Genomic DNA, 23851 nt, shown 5'->3' with positions numbered 1-23851 from the left:
TTCATTAATAGATCAGTTAATCATCTCTGTTATAATATTATAGCATATAAAAAGATTAGGCACGTTTTTAACTTCATTATTCGATCTGTTAAAAATCGTGCCTTATTTCAGTGTAGGTATTTAATCTTCCCAATATTCTATGTTTGCAATAAAAGCATCTTCACTCTCACTGCTAAGAATAGGAACACCATTGTCCAATTCAGTACAGATTATTTTTGTGGGATAACCCTCTTCATCTAACTTATATTCGAAAGAGATAGTATCCCCCCGATCTGTAACTGAAGTCTCCAGATTTTTGGAATGTTTCCCATATAATCCATTATAAAATAAATAAAAGGCATTATGTAGAGCAAACTCGTCCACTCCAAGTTCCCATGGCATCTCAAAGCTTAATGTGCAGAACTCATCAGAAAAAAGCATCGGTGAGATGCCCGCTTTATTAGGAAAAGTTCCAAGTTTAATATAGTCTGTGCTGCTTTTATTATCTGCGAAAAAAGCGACTGTAGTCAGGTTTCCACTTTCATATTTATAGGCATAATAGTAGCCAGTATCCATATATTTAATTTTTAGACAACCATCTCCCCAATATTCAAAAGAATGACTCCATTCGTTCTTTTCGTTGTAAACAAGTTTTTCAATATACCCCGAATCATTTAGTTGAAGTACCTGCTTATGTGAGTAATCGTTACAAGTGACCTCATAGATAACTTTTTTATCTTGATAAGTAAATGTAGTAACAGCATCATATTCCGGTAAATCATACCAGTCAGAATTTTCTATGTGAGATTCAATCTTGATAATATGGCCTTGGTCGTCATAAGTTAATTTGTCTTCAGTGAAAAGTCCTGAAGGTCGATCAACTTTTAGTGTTTTAATACGTTTAGTCTTTATTTCTGGATTCTCAGGATCTTGTGGATTTTCTGGTTGTTCCGGTTTAATCGGATCAACAGTTACAGGATCATCGCCTCCACAACTGAACAAAGTACATACAGCAATAAGCATAAAAAGTAAATTTCTAGTCATAACAATTAAATTTCACCCTCCCTGTTCCCTCCGTTCGGATAAAAAAATAAAAGGTGTGGGAACTGTATTTGTTTTATCCTATTATCAGGCTCTCGCATTGCCCATGGTACGGATAAAACAACAGTAACCCACACCAGTTTTGTATATAGTTACCCTCACAGGTAAGTTTAATACAAATGATGCGGGTGCTATTGTACCATCTTCGTACCATTTTCAAATTTGCGAGATTTGATAATAGAAGATAATTTCAATAACACCTTTCGTTAAACATATGTCCTCTCATACTATGCCTATCGCTTTAGGTGTATGAGATTGTTGCAAATGTACGAAAAGTGTTTAGTATTCCTATCGTTGCGATTAAAATATTAAACACTGTTTTTTCATTTAAGCCTTATTCTTCCTATTGATTTGTTAATAAGTGTGTGAAACATGAACACTAGAAAAGGGAAGATAAGCAATGCACAGCCTACATAAATATCAATGCTGTTAACACAATGAATAACAATCCTTTCATGCTATCTCTTTCATTTATAAATGAAACCTCTCTATATTTATAAAGGGCATACCATTTTAAGAGGCACACCGAATTAAGCTGGCATCTTCTTTTTTAAATGGTTATAAATGAAAAAATCCTCTAGTCTAGTGACCAAAGGATTTATTTTCGAAGTTGAAGTATATTCCAGAAAAATCACGTAACACCTTTTGAACAAAGTGTATAAAGCGATTAATTATATTTCATTCTTTTGAAGTAATCATTTTCATTGTTTCAAAAGTCTTTTTTAGTGCTTCTATTATTTTGTCTTGGTCATTACCTTCTATTATAGGCAAATGAAGATAAGAACGTCCATCATTATATTCATCAAGGAAAATATATTCAGGAAAATGTTTAAGGACGTTATCTTTATAGGGGAACCAATCTTTCATTTTCCAAGTAGTTATATATATATGAAATTTTGCACATGGATCATCCTTTGTTGCTTCATAACTTGATTCAATACCAATTCTATGTTCCTCATCATTAAAACTTATGCCTAAATCCCATCCTTGCCAAACCCACCATTTACGTCCTGTAACATCACTTATTCGCTGTTCCAAAATAGATATTTGTTCTTTTTGATAAGATAGAATATTTTCTTTATATCTATTAAATCTTCCTATCAGTTCTTCTATCTCTTCTTTATTTTTAAAGAAAAAGTCGTTTTCTATATTTGTATTTGAATTATCCATATTATCTATTGTTTTCATAAAGTCTAACATATAAGTAAGATATTTTTGATTGCTATTTGTTATGTAGTTACCTAAATTTTGATAAACAGATTCAAATAGTTCCTTGTAAGTTAGTGATATAAATCCATTTACCTTAAGTGTTCTTTTGGCAGATATACAAGTGATAGGTTTTATAGATAAAACCAACAGTATTTGTATTTTGTCTTTGTACGCGTCTTGTATATGTCTTGTATATTCGTTTAACGGATTATATACATCAGCGGTCGTCTTATTCTCAATACCTATAACAAACTTATCAGATATGATTGTTAAATCGATTCGTTTGCCATTTGCATTTTCCTCTGTTACAACATTCACATTATCTGTGATTTGATAAACTTGAGTTTGTTTTATTGCATCCAATAGTGACACTAACCACAGAGCTTTAAATCCATGCTCAGCTTTTGGGTTGAAATAAAATTGTAAAACTCTACTACAGATTTCTTCAAACCTATTATATGGATATTTACAAATCTCCATAAAAGTAGGAGATATTTCTTTCTTAGGCAATTGAGCAAAATCGCGGATAATAGTTGAAAATTTATCTATTTCACTTTTCATCTTTCGTATGATAACTATAGAGTTGCTTTATTTGTTATTTACAAATATAGGAGAATTTTATCACATAAAATAGTTTTTCTTTTTTAGATAGCTTAATACTAAACATACATAAAAGGATATCTACCATAGCTTGATAGCAAATATCCTTCTGTATATCATTCTTTTAACAGAGACTTAAAGGTTCTTGTAGATCTTTGGGTTAAACAGAGATATTCCCAATAAAAAAGCAGCTATCTCAAAAGATAGCTGCTTCTATTTTATGAGCCGAAAGCCGGACTCGAACCGGCGACCTATTCATTACGAATGAATTGCTCTACCAACTGAGCTATTTCGGCAACATTATATATTTACTTGTTACTTGTTTTTCAATTCGGGCACAAATGTAAAAACTCTATTCGACATCTGAAAGAAGTTTGGCTAAAAAATCATCTAAATCTGCATCTAAATCTTTCAACAGCGGATCGTCGGCGCGCAAAACTTCATCGTCGAGGAAGAGAAGTTCCTCTATTACAACGAAATCCTCGTCTGTCAGGTTTACAGAGAAAGGTTTCATGATGTGAGGACTGTCAAATATATTTTTTGCAACTAAAAGAGTCAGCACAGATTTCACGGTGTTGGCTACCTGCTTGTTGAATTTGTCTTCTTCACAGGGACAGCCTACCCAGTCGAATACGATCGTCTTGTCCAACAACCGTTCCTCTTCGTCATAGATTTGTAGCTCCCCGCTTTCAGGGTCAGCCTGGACATATAGGTCACTGTGATAGCTATTGGAATCATCGGCAGTCAGTTTTCCGATAGCGGAAGTAAAGGTTGTCTCCAGGACAGACTGAATCTTTGCATTATTTGCACTCATAACTCTTTTTTTATTCTTTTTGAATCGTCTGTCAAAAGTAGTAATAATTCGGAGAATATATGATATTATTCTCCAAATTGCATATTAAGTTTTTTATCCGAGCGTATCCGGTTTGCTAACGCTTCTACATAAAGATATAAAAGACGGGTGTTCTTACCCTGGTCGCCTTCATTCTTTTTAAACAGGTCGTATGACTTTTTAGCCCAATCGTACGCCTCCTTCAACTCACTTTTCATTTCATATCCCAAAGCGATATTGGATGCGACTTTTGCCTGAGTCTTCCAGCTATTGGAAGTCTCATACAGATGTTGCCAGCGCTCGGCTGCCTTTTCCCACTTCTCTGAACGGGCATAAGCAGTAGCTTCTTTCCAATGCGCTCCCATACCCGAATAGAACCAGCGAGTCTCACGAGTCCAGTGAGGAACAAAATTAGGGCTTGCTCTCATACCGATATACTCGCCCGATGCACGTGCAGCGTCATCCATAGAGGGCAATACATGATCCAAAAGCATCTGGTTATAGGCACTTTCCGAAAAGAAAAGACTATCCGTCATGTAAACAGTGGCCAAAGGATTCGGTCTGCCCGGCAGGTAACCACGTATCACACCCGACATTTTTACACTGATATCACCGGCCACATACCCTTCTGCAAATGCAACCACATCTTTTTGTATTTCAAATAACATACGATCCACTGAGATCACTGCATCCGTTCCGGTTTCATCACACAAAGCAGTAACTTCCTCCGCTGTCAGTTTCTTATCCTCGTAATACACATCATCCTTACGGGTAGCATCATGATAAAGAAGCACGTCGTTGAAAAAAGAGACATCGACCATTGCCTTCCCCAGTCCTCGACAAGTAGCAAATAAAGCACTATCGGTTTTCACATGGCAGGTATCCTGTTTTGTACCGAACAGACTAAGCTGACAACCGACATCATCCGGTTGCGGCACTGCATTATTCACGACCAGTACTTTACCGACATTTTCCGGAAAAGTAATCTCTGCCGGATTGTATGTTTCAATCGCCACATAGTTGACCGAACTACAAGACGTCAACAAGCCAATTGCCAATAAATAAAACGCACTTCTCATCACTCTTCTGTTTAAAAGAGGGCGAAACTAAGTTCGCCCCTACATTATACAATATCGCTCACCGCCTTGAAATAGCCGATCGACTCTGCGATACCGAGGAAAGGATCTTTCATATCCTTCTCGTATTCCAGGCTGCACATACCAGTATAGTTCACTTCACGCATCATTTTCATTAATGCTGGAAAGTCGATCTTTCCACGACCGATCTCTATACCGACACCTGCCTTCGATGAGTCTGTTACATCCTTGATATGCATATCAAACACACGGGTATGATATTTCTTCAAGTCGGTAACCGGATTACAACCGTTACGCAGATCATGACCGATATCCAGGCACATTCCGATACGCGGATCCAGGTCTTTCGTATGCTCCCAGACATCCGTTGCGTCCGGATAGGTTTTAATATCGGGACCATGCAGGTGGATCGCATAATTGAAATCGTATTCCTTCACTTTCTTGTCCACATACGGGAGCAATTCGTAGTTGGGAACGCCCACAATCAACTTTACACCTACACGTTTCGCATACTCGAAAGCACGGTCGATCTCCTGTTCACTCTTCATATAGATAGGACCAACCGCATAACCCGTCACTTTATGAGCGGCGCATTTCTCATGAAATGCTTTAATCTGTTCGTCGGTACTATCCATCGGCAAGTGGAAATCCTTGATACAAAGATAATGAATATCCAGTCTCTCCAAAGTCTTTAGGGTTGTGTCCAAATCAAAATTAACAAATGTATAGCCAGCCATCCCCAATCGCCAGGGATTAATCGACTTGGCAGCCTTGGGAATGATCCTGTCCGGCAAACCGGCTTTTACTACACTGGCCGAACCTAATAATATAGCGCCGGCAAGTCCTTGTCTAAAAAAGTTTCTTCTAGAATTCTTCATGGTAAATTATGTAAATAATATATTACGGCTTTTTCAGAGGTAAAACGACAGTAAATGTTGAACCTTCACCAAACACGGAAGAAACACCGATCGTCCCTCCCATCTGGGTAATAAGTCCTTTACAAATTGCTAACCCCAGGCCTACTCCTTTACTCCAGTCATCCAACTGAACGAAACGGCTGAATATCTTTTCCTGTTTATCTTCGGGGATACCTTCTCCCGAATCTTCCACCGAAAAGACGACATCTGTCTCTGTCACCTCATAACCAAAGCGGATAAAACCTTTTTCCGTATGCTTGATTGCATTGGTCAGCAAGTTAGTAAGAATTTGCGTAAGACGATTACGATCTGTATAAAAAAGTTGTGGCAGGCACTCATTAAGTACCAGTTTTACATTTTCGGGCATCCTTAGCTTTATCACATTATAGATCTCCTTCATCAGGACAGGAAGATCGTGCATCGCATAATTCAAAGCCATCGTATTCGACTCAATCTTCGATATATCAAGGACATCCGTTATCAAACGCTGAAGCAGTTCATTGTTACTTTGTATAATATTGGCATATTCCTGCCGGGTTTCCTGATCATCTTCATCTACCAGCACCTGAGAGAAACCGACAATGGCATTCAGCGGAGTTCGGATTTCATGGTTCATATTAGCCAGGAAGGTCGATTTCATCCGGTCGGCTTCTTCTGCTTTCTCTTTAGCCTGTTTCAACTGCAAGCCGTAACGATGGCGACTATAAGAGATATACCCCAACAGGCAACATAAAATAAACAGGAGAACGGCTCCTCCTCCCATTTGAAGAAGCTGAGAATGTGCTTGGGCAACTTCCAGATCCATCTGTTTGTTTTTTATTTCCAGTTTGTCTACCTTATGTTGCGCATTCATTTCCGCCAGTTTATCGTAAAAACGGACTTTCGATAATGAATCATTCAAAAAAGCATATTCTTTATAGAGTTGCGACGCCTCCCTATCCCTTCCCATCTTCAATAGAACATCAGCTTTGCGATCCAACATATCAAGGTAGCCCCCCATCGTATTCCGCTGGCGCCAAACAGGTAATAAAGTATCAAAAATAGCCAGAGCCTTATTATACTGTTTACTATGCTGATAATAAGATCCATAAATTGTCTTCAACTCTATTTCATAATTATACATCTCGTATTTTGTCAGAAGTGCCTGGGCTTGTTGCAAGTGGGGCAACGCCTCTTTGAGTTTATCCCTTCCAATATATTCTATGGCATAGTGCCGGTGCATGACATATTCCAGGTAATATATAGACATTTCATCATCCAACCACTCGATCCCTTTTCCCTTACAGATCTTAATGTAATCATCCAGCCGCTCAACATATTTCAATCTCGTTTCGGGATCCAAAGCTTTATTCATGAGCTGCCGGATAATATTGATACGCTTGATAAGAGGTGCATTTCTCATTTCCATGCTATGTATAACCTCTTCATACAGGGCGACACCTTCCTCTCCCAGATTATTGGACAAATAAAAATCGGCGAGTGCCTGATTGGCCATCTCTACGCCTTCGGGAAAATTCAGACTGGTCGCTTCTTCCTTTAAATCGTCAACATATTTCAGGGCTTCTTCATTTTGCATCGAACGATTCAAAACATAAATAGACCATGCCTTCATCCGGAAATACTCTACATACCTCTTTTGTTCCCTAAAGAGAGGTAATGCCTTTTGCATCCAGAAATACATACTGTCGGTATTCTTGGAATAATAATAACGGACATGACAGAACATGGCATTCGCTTCCTGATAGCGATCCTTCCGACGTTGGGCTTCCTCCAGTAATTGTGTGGCATACCCAAAGCCCTTTTGTTGCTGTACATTTGCCTGTGCCATCGCAAAGAGCGAATCGAGAGATAGCGCATCTGAAATGTCATTAGCACCATATAAAGTAACAGGAAGACAAAAGCTTCCTAAAAAACAAAAGATGATGAACAGCCTTTTTCTTATTCCCCTCATTTCTTATACACCTTGTAAATAACAAGGGCTGCAAGTTAGTAAAAATTAAAGATATATAAGCTTTATCCTGAAAAAATAAAACAAGGATAACTCCAAACAAGAAAAAGGTGAAACCTTTTTCAGTTGGCAGTTGACAAGTGACAGTTGGGCTTCGCGATCGAATATAGGAGAATCTCAAGGAGAAGTATAAGTAGTTTTCGTGAAAATAACAGCCATATTTGAGCAAAAGATGTAGGGTACTATCGGAAAACAGTAGGCATCTGATCGTTTTTAATCCTCTTTTTTGCGATACTTTACCTCAAACAGGTCGTTTTATGATAGTTTATGAAGGAATGATGAATGCAAAAGAAAAAAACGGCGGGAATAATTATCTTCCCGCCGTCCTTTGTAAACTATTATTTCGTCAATGCAGCAATGCTCTCCTCTATCGATTTGATCTTGCTTTCGGCATCGGCTTGCTTCTTACGTTCCATATCGATTACCTTGGCCGGGGCTTTGCTTACAAAGCTTTCGTTGCTCAGTTTCTTTGTAACGGAAGCGAGGAAGCCCTGCTGATATTTCAGTTCTTCACGCAATTTAGCCAATTCTTCTTCCACATTGATCATACTGCCCAGAGGAACAGCATATTCGGTGGTACGAACCAGGAAGGATACGGCTCCGGCAGCCTTATCGTCAGTCTTTGCAATCTCAGACAGGTTACACATCTTAGCGATTACCGGGTTGAAAGCGTCGTTATGATCGCCCAATACCTGTAAAGTCAATTCTTCCTTATTCGGAATATTCTTCTGCAGACGGATCGTACGGACACCGCTCACAATCTCTTTCACGATCTCGAATGATTCCAGATAAGCAGCATCTACCGGTGTAATTTCAGGCATTAATGCAACCATCAGACTTTCTCCTTCCTTACGCGGTTCGAGAGCCTGCCATAATTCTTCCGTAATAAACGGCATGAACGGATGGAGCAGACGAAGCAACGCGTCGAAGAAACCGAGTGTTGCCTGATAAGTCACCTTATCGATCGGCAGTTGATAGCCCGGCTTGATCATTTCCAGATACCAGGAAGAGAATTCATCCCAGAACAGTTTATAGATAACCATCATCGCTTCGCTCAGACGGTATTTGCTGAACAGATCGTCTACCTCAGCAATCGTCTTATCCAACTGCATCTTGAACCATTTGACAGCAGTAGCCGATGCTTCCGGCTGCGCAATCGTATCGTCGACCGTCCAACCTTTGATCAAACGGAAGGCATTCCATATCTTGTTATTGAAATTACGTCCCTGTTCGCACAAAGCTTCGTCGAAAGGAATATCGTTTCCGGCAGGTGCTGCCATCATCAATCCCATACGAACACCGTCGGCTCCGTACTGTTCGATCAGCAATAACGGGTCGGGAGAGTTTCCTAATGACTTCGACATCTTACGTCCGAGTTTATCGCGAACGATACCGGTAAAGTAAACATTCTTGAACGGCATATCACCTCTGTATTCGTAACCTGCCATAATCATACGGGCTACCCAGAAGAAGATGATATCCGGTCCTGTTACCAGGTCGCTGGTCGGATAGTAATAGTTGATCTCTTCGTTATCCGGGTTATTGATGCCGTCGAATAGAGAGATCGGCCATAACCAGGAAGAGAACCAGGTATCCAGACAGTCGTCGTCCTGACGAAGATCGGCCATTGTCAGTGCTGGATTCTTTTGTTTCGCCAGTTCCAATGCCTTTTCAGGTGTTTCGGCTACCACATAACCGCCTTCCGGCAGATAATAAGCCGGGATACGATGTCCCCACCACAACTGACGGCTGATACACCAGTCCTTGATGTTCTCCATCCAGTGGCGGTATGTATTCTTGAACTTAGGCGGATAGAACTTCAGGTCGTCATTCATAACCGGAGTCAAAGCGATCTGTGCCAGGTGTTCCATCTTCAGGAACCATTGCATAGACAATTTCGGTTCGATAGGCACATTGGTACGTTCCGAGTAACCTACCTTATTTTCATAAGCTTCTACCTTTTCCAACAGGCCGGCAGCTTCCAGGTCTTTTTCGATCTGTGTACGAACATCGAAACGATCCATACCGATATACAAGCCGGCGGCTTCGCTCAGTGTTCCGTTATCGTTGAAGATATCGATGGAAGGCAAGTTATATTTCTCGCCCAGCATATAGTCGTTTACGTCATGGGCCGGAGTTACTTTCAGGCAACCTGTACCGAATTCGATATCTACATAATCGTCCTCGATAACCGGGATCACACGGTTTACCAGCGGAACGATCACTTTCTTACCTTTCAGGTGCTGGTTCTTCGGGTCGTTCGGATTGATACACATGGCGGTATCCCCCATGATCGTTTCCGGACGGGTAGTTGCAACAACGGCGTAACCGTCTTCCCCTTCGATTTTATAACGGAGGTAAAACAGTTTGCTATGTTCTTCTTTATAAATTACTTCTTCATCGGAAAGAGCAGTCAGGGCCTTCGGGTCCCAGTTTACCATACGCACGCCACGATAGATCAGGCCTTTGTCGAACAGGTCGACAAAAACTTTCAATACGCTTTCCGAACGTTTTTCGTCCATCGTAAAAGCCGTACGATCCCAATCGCAGGATGCACCCAGTTTACGTAACTGTTTTAGGATGATACCTCCGTGTTCTTCTTTCCATTCCCAGGCATGTTTCAGGAATTCATCGCGGGTCAGGTCGGTCTTTTTGATTCCCTGCTGAGCCAGTCTGTTCACCACCTTTGCCTCGGTAGCGATAGATGCGTGGTCGGTACCCGGTACCCAGCAAGCATTCTTACCCAACATACGGGCACGACGGATCAGGATATCCTGAATGGTATTGTTAAGCATGTGTCCCATGTGAAGTACGCCGGTGACGTTAGGAGGCGGAATGACAATTGTGTACGGTTCGCGACCGTCCGGTTTCGACTTGAAAAAGCCGTTATCCAACCAATACTGATACCACTTTCCCTCTACTTCTGCGGGATTGTACTTACTTGCAATTTCCATATTGTCTTATTCTAATTATATCCTTATTTAACATGGGCCAGCTATACCCGTTATTTTGATGTGCAAAGGTACAAAAAATATTATCATATAGCATGTTCCGCTCATAAAATCAGGATACGTCAGTCATTGATGCCAACACCGAACTGCGTCTGTTGTTTTTCCACTTCTTTTACTTTCAACTGATTTAATTCCCTACGCAAACGTTCATTTTCCCTTTCCTGATCACTTTTATTGCTGGAGAGATTAACTGCAGAACGTGCTTGTCCGGATAAGGATAACTCTTTCTGCGAGAAAACTTCTTTTTGATCATTTATTACACTTTCAAACTCCAATATTCCTTCCAGCGGACGCGCCTGACCCGGATTTTGCATAGAAGCAATAATTTTAATCTTGCCCGGCTTTGCTGTCGATTGTACCAAAACCGGAGCAGAACCCCAAATCACCTGACACGGATTACCTCCAACGGAAGCATCTCCCAACAAACGTCCTTCTCCCTCTATGTTAAAACGGATAACAGAGTTATTCAATCGTTTTACTGTTCCGCGCTTGTCGACAATTTCGGCAATAACTGTTACCACATCAGAACCATCTGCTTTCAAAGGGATCTGTTCATTATCCAGACGAAGGGATATATGATCGGCCTGACCGGATGGATAGCGCTTATCGCTCACAACAATCTTCCCGTCCATCAACCCTTCAGCCAACAAGTAGGCGTCATTTTGTTTTCCTGAACGAGCCATCACTTTCCACTCCATAAAATGATAAGCATCCTCAAAAGTTATAATGGGAGACGGCATACCTTTATGATCCGGATCCTTCTTATAAATATATTTTTTCCCATCCTTGAAAACTGTCAAACGAACTTCATCGCAATTGGAATATACAGTCACATCTTTCGGTGAAAAAGGTGTCATTTCATGCGCGATATAAATCATCGGTCCGTTATCAGCAATCAAATTGCTCTTCTCTGGAGAGCGTTGTGCCATAAACATATAATAAGATGTTTTCGGCTGTCGGAAAGCATCCATAATTCCGCCATAGAAAGGATCGGCATGATAACCACGCTGATGGTCGAACGAGTGCCAGAAGCAGGCACCGACTATCTGACTGGGTTTGTTGCAGATCGTCTCGTAACATAAAACCGGATAATCCTTTATGTAAGACGGATTCGCATAATGTTCCGCCTGAAGCAGCATCGGTACTTCCCCCCACCCGCGCGCCACGCGACTATCAGAATTCTGAGCATTCCAATCATCTACATTATCTCCCCATTCACGGATAAAATAGGTTTTATCCGTACGCAAATTCGATTCAATAGGACGCAATAGCAATGAATAATATTGATCTCCGGCCGCACCATCGTCGCAAGCTGCGATACTATAAGGATATGGATATTCTTCCCGGCAAATATCCAACGCCTTTTTAGCAAAATCCTCCGGATAATGCGTTTCGTTCAAAATCGGTTCCCAAAAGAACAAAGAGGCATGGTTACGGTGTATACGTATCATATTCCGTATATCCGAATAAAGCCTTTCTCCAAAGACCGGTTCTTTATTCCAGAACTGCCAGCCTGGCACTTCCACAAGGGCAAACAAACCCAGTTCATCGCAGGCATCCATAAATGCCGGATCTATCACATAATGTGTACGAATAACCTTCAAGCCTGCATCACGCAATTTTTTGGCATCCCTCCACTGCATCGAATTGGGTAGAGCATTTCCCAAAACGGCAAAGTCCTGATGGCGATTCGTTCCCATTATTTTTCCTTCGTAAGGTTTACCGTTTATCCACAGACCTTCCGTTTGCCTGAATTCTATACTTCTGATACCCACTCTCTGGCGATAACCATCCACCACCTGGCCATTGGCATCTCTGACCATCACTTCCAGATCATATAAATAGGGATGATCGGGGCTCCATAAAGAAGGCATGTTAATTTTCATCGAACCAACAGCATACGAGGCATCCCCCCTCTTCACAGCTAACCTCGTTGAAACGCGCCTGACAAGTTCACCCGATTTCTTTTTCAACTCAAAAGTAACCGTAACCTTTTTGTCACTTGCCGAATTATTGCGGATATGGGCTTTTAGATTTACAAGGGCACTTTTTTCAGATACATCGGCATAGGAGACAAATAAACCACCTCCAGCAACTTCATCTTCATAATTCGAATTGGTTATAAACACGTCATTATGTGCAACCAGCCAGCAATCACGGTAAATGCCACCGAAATAAGTAAAGTCCAAAAGATTTTGCGGTTTACCGACAGGAAAAGAAGGATCATCGTTATTATCTGCTTTTACAACTATTACATTCTCTTCGTTCCATTTCAGGAGATTCGTTACATCCAGGATAACAGGCAAGTATCCGCCGTAATGTTTTTTTAACAACTGCCCGTTTACATAGACCTCACTTTTCCCCATGATCGCCTCAAAATGTACGAACAATTGTTTTCCTTTCAAATGATCATCCGGTATGAAACGTTTACGATACCAGGCAATACCCTGATAGTTTACACAACCGCTGGCTTCTACCGGCAGATATTCCAATCCGTGCGGGAGTGAAACAACTTCCCAACCTGAATCATCAAAGTCGGTGGCATAGGGAGTTCCCGATACATCCCCTTTTATAAACCTCCACGCCAAATTCATGGAATAGACCTCACGACCAGTATTGGGTAACTCATAAAAACCGGCAGTCGAGAATTCCGGTAAACCTGAAGCGGATAGGTTAAATGTCAATACCCAAAATAGCAACACTAAAATATTCTTTTTCATAAACTAGTCTGTTATTAGAATCAATCACTTTTACATTCAGAAAGAAACCCCGAATCTTCTTCCGTAAATGCAGACCCGGGGTTTTCAATCTAGTTATTAACCATAATTACCAATCTTTATTCTGTACCAAATTCGGATTGTTATCTATTGCTTCCTGAGGAACCGGGAACAAATACATTTTATCATTCCAGAAACGTTCTTCCACAAATTTATTGTCCATCGCATCACTGATCGCCTTCAAACGAGCACCATACACCTTTCCAGATTTCACCTTATCTGCAATATGCCAACGAATGATATCGAAATAACGCAAACCTTCAAAGGCAGTTTCTATACGTCTTTCATGGCGTAGCTTGTCACGCAATACGAATTGAGAAGCTATTGCGATATCAGGCATTCCGGCCCGTTGACGAATCTGATTAATCAGAGCAACAGCTCCACCCAAATCCTGTCCCAGTTCAATCAAGGCTTCTGCCCGCATCAAAAGGACATCCCCATAACGCAAGACGGTCATATTCTTCTGACCACGGGTACGGTCTGCATATTCCCCCTGCAAATCCACCCATTTAGTAACCAGAAAACCGGTCATATGTGTTTCTTTCTTTACATAATCCTTGCTATCCGGATCATCCACACCATAGCGGGAAACAACATTTCCCCCTACTTTCCATTCCCAGTACGGCCACATGATGGTAGCAGCCAGACGGGGATCGCGGAAATCATATTCTCCACGATGCGTTTCAGCTTCCGCATCTTTCCTTTTCTGGAAATATTCACAACCCAGAGATTCGCATTCGGAAACCGGATGACCGTTCACACATTCATAATCGTCTACCAATTCCTGCAACCCCAACACATGTGACCAACCGGAATAAACAGAAGAAGCCGGAGACAAGTTACGATTCAGTTCATGCACAACCAGTGGAGAACTGTATTGACGCTCAAAAATCACTTCTTTATTACTTGCATCAGCCTGCGGGCGGAATAACTCTTCATAATTGGAATGAAGCTCATATTCTCCGGTCCCGATAACCTCGTTCGTATAATAAAGTACTTTTTCATAATTTTTTTCGTACAGATAAATACGGGAAAGGAATGCATTCACTACCTGTTTGTTAACACGACCTCTTTCTGTTACAGAGACTTTATCGATATTCGGCAGCACACCTTCTTCCAGCTCCTTTAACACAAAATCCAATACCTCCTGACGAGGTTGCCGAGACGTTTCGCGAGCTTCCGCCACACTCAACGTCTTAGTGATCAAAGGTACATCTCCGAAAAAGAAAACCATATTATAGTAAACAAAGGCACGAATAAAACGCACTTCCGCGTTAAAACGGAGATATTCTTCTTCCGATATCTGGTCTTTTGCCTTCTCGATCCCTTCTAGTATGTAATTCAGCTTAGCAATGGATGCATAGCGCCATTCATCCTTAACGGCACCACTCTGTGTTGTATAAGTACCATTACCTACTTCCTTGTATTTGGCATCACGATGTGTCGCATTATCACTGATGCAATCACGAAGCACCACTTCATTCGGGCCTGGTACATACTCGTAAGCACCTTTTACCATCATTTCTGTCTGGCCTTTGTCATTCCACCATTGATCTTCGGAAATCTGATCCAAAGGAGGAGTTGTCAGAAAACTATCACATGAAGAAATACCCAGCACCATCAGGACTGCACATATATATATTTTTATTGATTTCATTTTTTCAGCTTTTTAAAATTGAACATTTAAACCAAATGAATATGTCCGGGCAAACGGATAAGATACGGACTTATCAGATTCCGGATCCATACCCGGCACAAAATCGGAAACAGTAAACAAATTATTAGCAGAGAAATAGACCCGTACTCTGTCAAAACCTGCCGATCTTAATATTTCACGCGGAATAGTATATCCGATCTGCAAATTCTTCATACGGAAATATCCGGCATTAATCATCCAGTAATCAGACTGCTGATAATTATGTGTTCCGTCGTCCTTATTCAGGATACGCGGATATCTGGCACCTGTATTTTCGGGAGTCCAGTAATCCAAATGATGTTCAAAAATAGAAGAATCATAAAACGGTCTGACAAAATTATCCATTATAACCCGGTCTTTCTGCCCGATCCCCTGGAAGAACATATTTAAATCAAAGTTTTTGTAATCAAAACCCAGGTTCACGCCATACAGGAAGTGAGGATTGGGATCGCCTATTACAACACGGTCGTTAGCATCGATCTTATCATCTCCATTCTGGTTTTTATAACGTATATCACCGGCAGCCGTATTTGAATTCTGGAAAGGAGCATTGGCTACCTCTTCATCAGACTGGAATAATCCCATCGATTCATATCCGTAAATAGAGTTATAAGGCAATCCAACTTCCGTATAGGTGTTGGAACCTTTCCACGGACCTGTATCTCCCAGGTCGATCACTTCATTCCGGTTATCCGACAAATTACCCGAGATACTGTAACCAAAATCATTTATACGGTCATTCCAGCTTAAAGTCAATTCCCAGCCTTTGTTACGCACCTCGCCGATATTCATATTCGGTTTACCAAAACCATATTCCAGCGGCACGGGCATTTCCAATAAAATATCTTTCGTTTTTTTGATATAATAGTCTCCCGTAAAGTTCAAACGACTGTTCAGCATTTTCACATCCAGACCGAAGTTCAACATATCCGTATGTTCCCAGGTTAAATCCCTATTTCCAATCGTTTTTAAAGAAGCAGTCTGCTGATAAACGTTATTCAGGATCAAACCACCAGTAGATATCAACGTATAACTCGGATAAAGGCCTAATCCCGTTGCACTACCGGTCTGTCCCCAGGAAGCTCTGACCTTTAGGTCGTCCAGAAAACTACGCGTTCCTTCCATAAACGACTCCTGGGAAAGTCTCCATGCACCGGCTACAGACGGAAAAGTCGACCAACGGCTTCCTTTCGCAAAACGGGAAGAAGCATCCGAACGCATACTTACTGATAAAATATATTTATTGTCGTAATCATAATTGATACGACCGATAAAAGAGGCCAGCGCCCAATGCTCTCCGTTCCCGTCATTACTCCAGTTATCCTTCGGACCCGGATTCAACTCCCAAATAATATCGGTCGGATAACCGGAACGAGCACCTTTCAGCCAGTCTGTATTTTCACTTTCCTGCTGGTAACCGGCCAGAATATCCAGGTTATGAACACCAAAACTTTTCTTATAGTTCAGCAAAGCCTGTAAATTATAGTAAGCATTGTAATCGCGACGGTCGGTGAAAGTATTCTGTCCGTTTTCAAACTCTTCCCCTGTGAAATAGTTTTTATAGAACGTCTTACGAGCTCTGGACTCCTCATTCTGAAATGTATATCTTACATTGGCAATACCGGTAAATTTCAATCCTTCGATAAATTCATAATCAAGCTTAAAAATACCCGATGCTTCATGTCTGTTAGTCAGCTTCTGTCCGCCTTCATACAAAGGAACCAGCGGATTGGTGAAAAATCCTGGATTATAACCATATGTACCATCCGTATAATAAGCCACCATAGTCGGATCGGCAAAAATCAATTGTTTATAAAGGTCTTCCTGATTATTCAATGCTTCCATATCCCTTAACTGGTAACGCATATCAAAAGAAATACCAAACTTTTTAGTAATGGTAATATCCGTACTTGAACGTACGTTGAACACATTCTGCTGTGTATTCGGAAAAACGCCGGTCTGGTGATCGACACCGGCACTTACCAGATATCTCACCTTCTCCGTTCCACCGGAAGCCTCCAAGCCATGACGTGTAGTAACGCTGTTTTGTATTGCCAGATCCAGCCAGTTTGTATTCGGATAACGGTTCAGATCCGTACCATTGGCAAACATCGCAATATCTTCATCCGAATAAATCGGAGCACGTCCCATATTCCTTTCCGCTTCATTCTTTATTCTTGCATATTCGGCAGAACTGATCGATTTAGGCATATACATCGGTGTATTGACTCCGACAGATCCATTATAACGGAAAGTAGGCTTGCCCATCTTTCCACGTTTAGTCGTGATCAAAAGGACTCCGTTTGCGGCACGCGAACCATAGATCGCTGCAGAAGCCGCATCTTTCAGGACATTGATACTTTCAATATCTTCCGGATTCAAAAAATTGAAGTCCGCGGGCACACCATCCACCAAAACCAATGGGCCGCTGGTTTCGGATCTCAACCTGGGTAATGTTTCTTTGTCCGTTTCTGCAGTGCTGGATTTCAACATAGAAGAACCACGTAGTTGAAGTGAAGGCGACTCCCCCGGTGCTCCTTTTGACGTAACGCTCAAACCCGGGATTTGTCCTTGCAAGGCTTCACCTATCGTCTGGACCGGACGGTTTTGTAGAGCTTCCGCCTTAACTGTCGTCACGGCAGTAGCAATATTACCTTTACGCTGCGTACCATAGCCGACAACCACAACTTCATCCAGATTCTGTGCATCCTCCTTTAATATGATCGCCCAGTTTTTTCTGTTTTTCACCGGAATCTGTTGTTCGACATAACCGATATAGGAAACCACCAAAATATCGTTATCCGAAGGTACTTCCAAACTAAAATTACCCTCCATATCAGTAATAGTTCCCAAATTAGTTCCTTTAACAAAGATATTAGCACCAATTACCGACAAACCGGTCTCATCGGTAACAATACCTTTTACCACTTTACCAGCCTGCTGCGATACAGCAGTTTCCTGTGCGTGTTTCGTAAGGACTACATAGCCATCATCAAAAACAAATGAAACGCCGGAACCAACAAAAATGGTATTCAGGCAATCGGCAACCGTGTTTTTCCCTTTCTTTAAAGAAATTGTTTTATTTGCATCAATCTCCTCTTTATTATAAACGAACATATAACCGGTCTCCTTTTCAACTTGCCTGATAAAAGTTCCGATCGTCATACGAGTGCTCGTAATATTTACTTTTGCAGTCTGCGAATTTACATTTGAAGCATAAGATGCCAAAATGCTGACAAACAGAAATAGGATTGAAATTCTCATAATATTAAAAAACTTCTTAAAGTGTTTTCTTTGAAATAATAAGATTGACAAAGCATATTTTTCCATACCTTTGTATAATTAAATGTTTAATACTTTTTCGACTAAGAGTGTTAGATGTATTGCTGACAGGTGGTGGAACACCTGTCAGCTTTTTATAGATAAAAAGATTTCTTTATTCTAATCCATAGGCATATTATTTTTAAGGTTATACATATATTTTTCTACATTTATAAGGTTAGAACCTTCACACAGAAAAATCACTACATTCCGTCTTAACTTAACACGATTTAGCCGTATTGTGTTAATCCTTACTATTGCAAAAGAATCTGATTACGATCATCATCCTTCGTATAGGTGAACGGATATACTATCTGCAATTTTTTCAAAACACCTTCTACTCCATCCCGTTGCCTGAACTTTCCTGTATAACGGAAATTACCTAGTTTCGTGTTTTTCACAATAATTGAAACGTCATAATAGAGTTCCAATTTCTTTATAATATCTATTAATAGCATATCATCAAAAATGAACACTCCATCTTTCCAGGACATGAAATCGGTATTCTCAAATAAAGAGACTTCCGAAGACTGATCGGATACAACAATTTGTTGTTTCGGACATAGTGTATAACTACGGCTCCTGTCATTCGCACAAGAAACAGAAACACTTCCCTCCAACAACGAAGTCACAAAATATTTTTCAGAACCATAGGCACTCACATTAAATTTCGTTCCGGTCACTTTTATATCCATTTTACTCGTTTTAACGACAAAAGGCTTTTCCGTATCCTTTTCCACTTCAAAAAAAGCCTCTCCATACAATTCGACTTCCCGCTGTTTTAAACCGAAACGTTCCGGATAGCGTAATTTTGAATTCGCGTTTAACCAAACTTCCGTACCATCTGTCAGTAAAACCTTTGCCCGCTGTCCTGCCGGTGTAGAGAATTCCTGATAACGAGCCAAATTATTATTTTCGTCTCCGAGATAGGTCGTCAGTAAATAAGTCGATAACACAGAGAAAACCATGATAGCTGCATAACCCGCAATTTTCCGGATACTAGAAAAGATGGTACGTTTTCTACGTAAACTGACAAATGAACTATACTGTACATCAGAAGCCATATGATCTTCTTCTGCCATAGATATAAGAGCTGACAAATTTTGCATATCGGCTGCTTCTTTCCTGTAACAAGAATCTCCTTTCAATTGCTGGAAAAGAGTTTGTTTTTCTTCGGAAGAGATATTTCCTGTCAAATATTTTGATAATAAATCCAACATATTTCTTGCATTATATAAAGTTAGACCCTCATCAACGAAAAGCCCACTATAAAATGATCCTAAATAAACATTATTTAACAAGAAATAGAAGCAAAGGCAGGTAATCTTTAAGTTCTACACGTAGTTTTTTCAAAGCTGTGACTATTTGATTTTCAACTGTATTGATGGAAATACCAAGTTCTTCCGATATTTCTTTATACTTTAATCCCTCTATGCGGCTCTTAATAAAAACCTCGCGACAACGTTCCGGGAGAGCATCAAGTGCCCGTTTAACAACTTCCTGCAATTCCGTTTCAGAATGATATGAATAATCCAGCGATTCCAAAGCGTATAATTTGAAACCCAGTTCTTCCTTCATCTGGATATTATATTCTTCTTCTATTAGCTTATGCCGCAAAAAATTCAGACATCTGTTTTTAACAAGAGTAAATAAATAGGTAGTCAGAGTATAAGTAATTTCAAGTTCATCTTTTTTTTCCCAAAGCACCAAAAAAACATCCTGTACTATATTCTCGGCGTCTTCATCTGCCAAAACATAGTTTTTGGCAAATCCAAACATCTTCGGATAGTACAACTTATATATCCTTTCAAAATCACTTTGAATATAATTCATATTTATATACTTATTCCCTATTAGCAAAAGTAATATATTATTTCAACTTTTAAACAGTTTGATAAAATTAATACTTTTCGATTTATCAAAATGATATTACCATACCATGTATTTCGGATTACTATACCGGGAAATTTGAAATACCCCTACGGGTAATATTTTTTAACGTATCATTTAGATTGAGAAAGAGTAACTACTCAGCCCCTCATTATGATCTTTTATCTTGCTGTTTTTAAATATTTTATTAAGTATCTCAGGGTGTATATCTTCCCTTTTATCAGATTGACAAAATGATATTTTTAGCTAAAAGGCAATGAACTTTAATGAAAAAACATACCTGATTATTCGCATATCAATTTGATTATTAGTATCTTTAAGTCATGAAAGATACAGTGTCAGATATCGTAGATATACTTCGCCAGGCATATCGCAATGAGAATATCATGAAGGAAGAGAACGTGGTGTTGAAGGGTGAAAATGAGGCATTACGCATAGAGAATGCGTTGCTAAAAGAACGCCTTGAGCATTACGAGAAGCCTCAATTGGACAGTCAAAACAGTAATATACCTCCTTCCCGAGAGAGCTTAAAAGCACAAGCGATACGTCGCACCCGCTCCCTGCGGGTTTCATCCGGAAAGAAACCTGGAGGACAAGTGGGGCATACAGGAAACACTTTGCTCAAGAGCGAAAAGCCCGATGAGGTTCAAACCCACAATCCGATCTATTGTGCTCAATGTGGCAATTCACTGCAAGAGATAGACGGTTCTGCATACGAGATACGTCAGAGCATCGATATACCTCTTCCGATAAGGCCTAAAATCACTGATCATATAGGCATTGAGAAAAGATGCACATGCGGTCATTGCAATCGCGCCGATTTCCCTTCGCATGTAAAACCGGGAGTCAGTTATGGTGTAAACATACACGCATTGGTTGCCTATCTGAGCACGGCACAGCATATACCCTTCAAGCGTCTGGCGGAGGTTTTAAACGACTTTTATGGCTTGCAAATGAGCCAGGGCAGCGTGTCGAATATATTGAATCGCATGCGTAAGCAAGGACTCATCAAGTATAATGAGATAAAGCAGGAAATACAATCTTCGCCTGTAGTGGGTGCAGACGAAACGTGTATGCGTCTAAATAAGAACTTGTATTGGATGTGGGTTTTCCAAAATGAATTGTCCACCTTTGTTTTTCCTCATTCATCACGTGGGAAAGCGGCCATTGACAGTGAGTTCTCTGATGGCCTACCTAATAGTCTGTTAGTGACCGATTGCCATTCGTCTTATTTCAACATGAAGACTGCCGGTCATCAAATCTGCCTGGCGCATTTACTGAGGAAATTAATATATCTGACAGTCTTGGATGAAAAACAAGATTGGTCTGTGCGAATGTTAGCTTTACTAAGAGAAAGCATCCATTTACAGAAGAGCGATAATTATTCAGTGTCAGGTATAGCGGATATAAAGGAACGCTATAAAAAGCTTATGGAAGAAGACATAAGCCACCTGTGGCATGATTTTCGCGAGTTCAGAAATGGACTATCACCACACTCCGAGCATCTGTTCGTGTTTCTGGAAAACCTTCATGTGCCACCTGACAACAATGCCAGTGAACGCTCGATTCGTCCATTGAAAGTCAAACAGAAAGTCAGTGGTCAGTTCAAATCCGGTGAAGGTGCGAGTGCTTTTTGTGTGCTACATTCCATAATAAATACGGCAAGGAAAAAGAAACAAGACCCCTTTCTGACTCTTATTGACATTGCCAAGAATGTGATCAGTTACCAATCGTAAAAAACAAACAATCTTAACCGAAGTTTATATCATATGGGCATGACACAATAGTGTCATGCCCATATGATATTGCAACAAGGAAAAAGTTACTCACACTCTCTCCGTTATGAATTAGGGGGCTGAATAGTTACGAGAAAGAAACACGAACGAAACAAATTGTCAAAATCAAAATATTTGAATAGATTACTTACGGAGCGAAAAGGACAGGAACAATAACCCGGGTCGTATCCACTTTCCAGTCCGGACCTTTTTCGATCAGGCGAAGTGCTTCCTTGTCTGCTGATGCGCACAGGCTTCGTTTGACTTCCAGATCGACCGGACGGCCTTTTTCATTGATATGGAATGCAACAACGACAGTTCCGGTCACCCCTTTACAGGTTGAGTCCTGTGGGTGAATCAATTCTTTACGCAAATATTCTTCATAGGCTTTATAGCCTATAACGGGTTCCGGCCGGTGTATCGGGGCACGAGCCATAGTTGCATCCATCGCTACTTCTTCTTCCGCCACGATCATTTCTGCTACATCGGCATCATCTTCAACGATAGACAAGACTTCAGCTCTCGCAGGAGCAGCAGCCAAAGGAGCCGGCGTAGGGGTTGCCTGCCGCATTTTAGCTTCGGGCTTTTTTGTTGCTGTTGGAGCTTTCTTTTGCATCGCTTCCGTTTCTTCCTGTAATTCGCCGGTAGCAGCAGCCTGGGCTATCACCGGTTCAGGAGGAAGTGGCGGTGTCACAGCTTCTTCCTGTATAACCATCGACTGTAACTCTTTCGGCATAGCGGCATCTCTGTTGAACCAAAAGTAACTGCCAAATCCCAGACAAATCAACAAGCTGGCAGCAATACTCCATTTCGCGATCTGATCTCTTTGGGAACGAGTACGGCGGGAGATACGGCGACGCATTGCTTCGATACTTTCCACATGGTTGCCCTCCACTGTCTGAAAACCATCCAGTGCATCGGCCAGAAAAGGATCTTTCATCGCCTCTTTTTCCAGGCGATGGGCTTCCTTGCCTTTTCGTGAACCTTGTATGTATTGCAACAGACTTTTCATTGCGCCATTCTCTTTTCAATACAACTTTTCAGATTGCGTTTGCCATTCTGAATATAACTTTTTACGCTTTTAAGCTGATACCCGGTCTGCTCTACGATATCGACGTACGACATTTCTTCCATAAAAAAAGACAGGATACAACGTTGCTGTGGTTCGGGCAGCTTCTCCAGACAGTGCTTGAGAGCTGCCGTACGGGCATCGTCACTCGTTTCTTCTTTATCTAATAGATGCAATAAATCGTACGATTCCACAAATTGCCGGTCGAAATCGGTTGCTATCTCGGGATTTTCTTTTCGTAACAGCTGGAAGCAATGGTTCTTTGCCACACTGTAAATCCAGGTTCTGAACTCCCGAATCTCGTAACGCGAAAGCTTCGGCAGCAGGTCTTCGAACAATTGCATGACAGCATCCTGTGCTTTCTCTTCTTCCTGCAAATATTTCAGACACAACCCGTATAGCAATGGGATATAGCGATTATACAGTTCACCGAAATAATCGCTTTTCCCGGTTTCCTTATATAATTGCAGCAGTTCGCTATCTGAATAGGTTGATATGTTACGTCTGAAAAACAGCAAGTTGTTCTCGTTTTTTTCTACAAATGTAAACTTTAAATTAAAATCTTTCTC

15 protein-coding genes and 1 tRNA gene are annotated in these 23851 nt (G+C 40.8%); 1 reads left to right on the top strand and 15 read right to left on the bottom strand.

The genetic code is table 11. The features are described 5' to 3' along the window. Window positions 1-120: 120 nt before the first annotated feature. The 13 genes from BQ7394_RS04385 to BQ7394_RS04320 form a co-directional block, all read right to left on the bottom strand. Entirely contained in the window at window positions 121-1023 is a 903-nt protein-coding gene (locus BQ7394_RS04385; protein ID WP_075556249.1) for a DUF4595 domain-containing protein, read from the bottom strand. 735 nt (window positions 1024-1758) lie between these two features. Continuing rightward, on the bottom strand, window positions 1759-2850 hold the full coding sequence (locus BQ7394_RS04375) for a PD-(D/E)XK nuclease family protein (RefSeq protein ID WP_075556248.1): 1092 nt from the start codon (window positions 2848-2850) through the stop codon (window positions 1759-1761). 262 nt (window positions 2851-3112) lie between these two features. Next, a tRNA-Thr gene (locus tag BQ7394_RS04370) sits at window positions 3113-3185 on the bottom strand. A gap of 56 nt (window positions 3186-3241) precedes the next feature. Beyond that, window positions 3242-3703, bottom strand: coding sequence for a hypothetical protein (locus tag BQ7394_RS04365; protein WP_075556247.1), 462 nt, complete (start codon window positions 3701-3703; stop codon window positions 3242-3244). A gap of 65 nt (window positions 3704-3768) precedes the next feature. Continuing rightward, a complete protein-coding gene (locus tag BQ7394_RS04360; RefSeq protein ID WP_075556246.1) occupies window positions 3769-4800 on the bottom strand; it encodes a DUF6340 family protein in 1032 nt (343 codons plus the stop codon). A 44-nt stretch (window positions 4801-4844) separates the two neighbouring features. Beyond that, window positions 4845-5696, bottom strand: coding sequence for a sugar phosphate isomerase/epimerase family protein (locus BQ7394_RS04355; protein WP_075556245.1), 852 nt, complete (start codon window positions 5694-5696; stop codon window positions 4845-4847). Between the two features lie 22 nt (window positions 5697-5718). Next, complete coding sequence (locus tag BQ7394_RS04350; protein ID WP_075556244.1) at window positions 5719-7686, bottom strand: sensor histidine kinase; 1968 nt, start codon at window positions 7684-7686, stop codon at window positions 5719-5721. Between the two features lie 395 nt (window positions 7687-8081). After that, window positions 8082-10697 (bottom strand): valine--tRNA ligase, encoded by a 2616-nt coding sequence (locus BQ7394_RS04345; RefSeq protein ID WP_075556243.1) that lies wholly within the window; start codon window positions 10695-10697, stop codon window positions 8082-8084. Between the two features lie 119 nt (window positions 10698-10816). After that, window positions 10817-13474 carry a glycoside hydrolase family 2 TIM barrel-domain containing protein gene (locus tag BQ7394_RS04340; protein ID WP_075556242.1) on the bottom strand — a complete coding sequence of 886 codons (2658 nt, stop codon included), beginning with the start codon at window positions 13472-13474 and terminating at the stop codon, window positions 10817-10819. A 106-nt stretch (window positions 13475-13580) separates the two neighbouring features. Further along, the gene (locus BQ7394_RS04335; RefSeq protein ID WP_075556241.1) at window positions 13581-15188 is read right to left on the bottom strand and encodes a RagB/SusD family nutrient uptake outer membrane protein; all 1608 of its coding nucleotides are present in this window, start codon (window positions 15186-15188) and stop codon (window positions 13581-13583) included. 12 nt (window positions 15189-15200) lie between these two features. After that, a complete protein-coding gene (locus tag BQ7394_RS04330; protein WP_235848666.1) occupies window positions 15201-18491 on the bottom strand; it encodes a TonB-dependent receptor in 3291 nt (1096 codons plus the stop codon). 311 nt (window positions 18492-18802) lie between these two features. Next, window positions 18803-19768, bottom strand: a complete 966-nt coding sequence (locus tag BQ7394_RS04325) for a FecR family protein (RefSeq protein WP_075556239.1) — start codon at window positions 19766-19768, stop codon at window positions 18803-18805. Between the two features lie 70 nt (window positions 19769-19838). Next, window positions 19839-20381, bottom strand: coding sequence for an RNA polymerase sigma-70 factor (locus tag BQ7394_RS04320; RefSeq protein ID WP_075556238.1), 543 nt, complete (start codon window positions 20379-20381; stop codon window positions 19839-19841). A gap of 380 nt (window positions 20382-20761) precedes the next feature. Here BQ7394_RS04320 and tnpC point away from each other — a divergent pair, with 380 nt between their 5' ends. After that, on the top strand, window positions 20762-22174 hold the full coding sequence (gene tnpC, locus BQ7394_RS04315; protein WP_075556237.1) for an IS66 family transposase: 1413 nt from the start codon (window positions 20762-20764) through the stop codon (window positions 22172-22174). A gap of 187 nt (window positions 22175-22361) precedes the next feature. Here the strand turns inward: tnpC and BQ7394_RS04310 are convergent, their stop codons facing one another. Together BQ7394_RS04310 and BQ7394_RS04305 are read right to left on the bottom strand one after the other, a co-directional pair. Next, on the bottom strand, window positions 22362-23225 hold the full coding sequence (locus BQ7394_RS04310; protein ID WP_075556236.1) for an energy transducer TonB: 864 nt from the start codon (window positions 23223-23225) through the stop codon (window positions 22362-22364). Next, window positions 23222-23800, bottom strand: a complete 579-nt coding sequence (locus BQ7394_RS04305; protein ID WP_075556863.1) for an RNA polymerase sigma factor — start codon at window positions 23798-23800, stop codon at window positions 23222-23224. The genes BQ7394_RS04310 and BQ7394_RS04305 overlap by 4 nt, the downstream gene beginning before the upstream one ends. Between the last annotated feature and the right edge of the window lie 51 nt (window positions 23801-23851).

It is taken from the genome of Parabacteroides timonensis (genome assembly GCF_900128505.1).
In the GTDB taxonomy this organism is placed as follows: Bacteria; Bacteroidota; Bacteroidia; order Bacteroidales; family Tannerellaceae; genus Parabacteroides; species Parabacteroides timonensis.
This window is presented reverse-complemented; position numbering and strand designations above follow the sequence as displayed.

Excerpts from the sequence above, each read along its gene's own strand:
- BQ7394_RS04385 (WP_075556249.1), bottom strand. The coding sequence starts at position 1,023 with ATGACTAGAAATTTACTTTTTATGCTTATTGCTGTATGTACTTTGTTC.
- BQ7394_RS04375 (WP_075556248.1), bottom strand. The coding sequence starts at position 2,850 with ATGAAAAGTGAAATAGATAAATTTTCAACTATTATCCGCGATTTTGCT.
- BQ7394_RS04365 (WP_075556247.1), bottom strand. The coding sequence starts at position 3,703 with ATGAGTGCAAATAATGCAAAGATTCAGTCTGTCCTGGAGACAACCTTT.
- BQ7394_RS04360 (WP_075556246.1), bottom strand. The coding sequence starts at position 4,800 with ATGAGAAGTGCGTTTTATTTATTGGCAATTGGCTTGTTGACGTCTTGT.
- BQ7394_RS04355 (WP_075556245.1), bottom strand. The coding sequence starts at position 5,696 with ATGAAGAATTCTAGAAGAAACTTTTTTAGACAAGGACTTGCCGGCGCT.
- BQ7394_RS04350 (WP_075556244.1), bottom strand. The coding sequence starts at position 7,686 with ATGAGGGGAATAAGAAAAAGGCTGTTCATCATCTTTTGTTTTTTAGGA.
- BQ7394_RS04345 (WP_075556243.1), bottom strand. The coding sequence starts at position 10,697 with ATGGAAATTGCAAGTAAGTACAATCCCGCAGAAGTAGAGGGAAAGTGG.
- BQ7394_RS04340 (WP_075556242.1), bottom strand. The coding sequence starts at position 13,474 with ATGAAAAAGAATATTTTAGTGTTGCTATTTTGGGTATTGACATTTAAC.
- BQ7394_RS04335 (WP_075556241.1), bottom strand. The coding sequence starts at position 15,188 with ATGAAATCAATAAAAATATATATATGTGCAGTCCTGATGGTGCTGGGT.
- BQ7394_RS04330 (WP_235848666.1), bottom strand. The coding sequence starts at position 18,491 with ATGAGAATTTCAATCCTATTTCTGTTTGTCAGCATTTTGGCATCTTAT.
- BQ7394_RS04325 (WP_075556239.1), bottom strand. The coding sequence starts at position 19,768 with ATGTTGGATTTATTATCAAAATATTTGACAGGAAATATCTCTTCCGAA.
- BQ7394_RS04320 (WP_075556238.1), bottom strand. The coding sequence starts at position 20,381 with ATGAATTATATTCAAAGTGATTTTGAAAGGATATATAAGTTGTACTAT.
- tnpC (WP_075556237.1), top strand. The coding sequence starts at position 20,762 with ATGAAAGATACAGTGTCAGATATCGTAGATATACTTCGCCAGGCATAT.
- BQ7394_RS04310 (WP_075556236.1), bottom strand. The coding sequence starts at position 23,225 with ATGAAAAGTCTGTTGCAATACATACAAGGTTCACGAAAAGGCAAGGAA.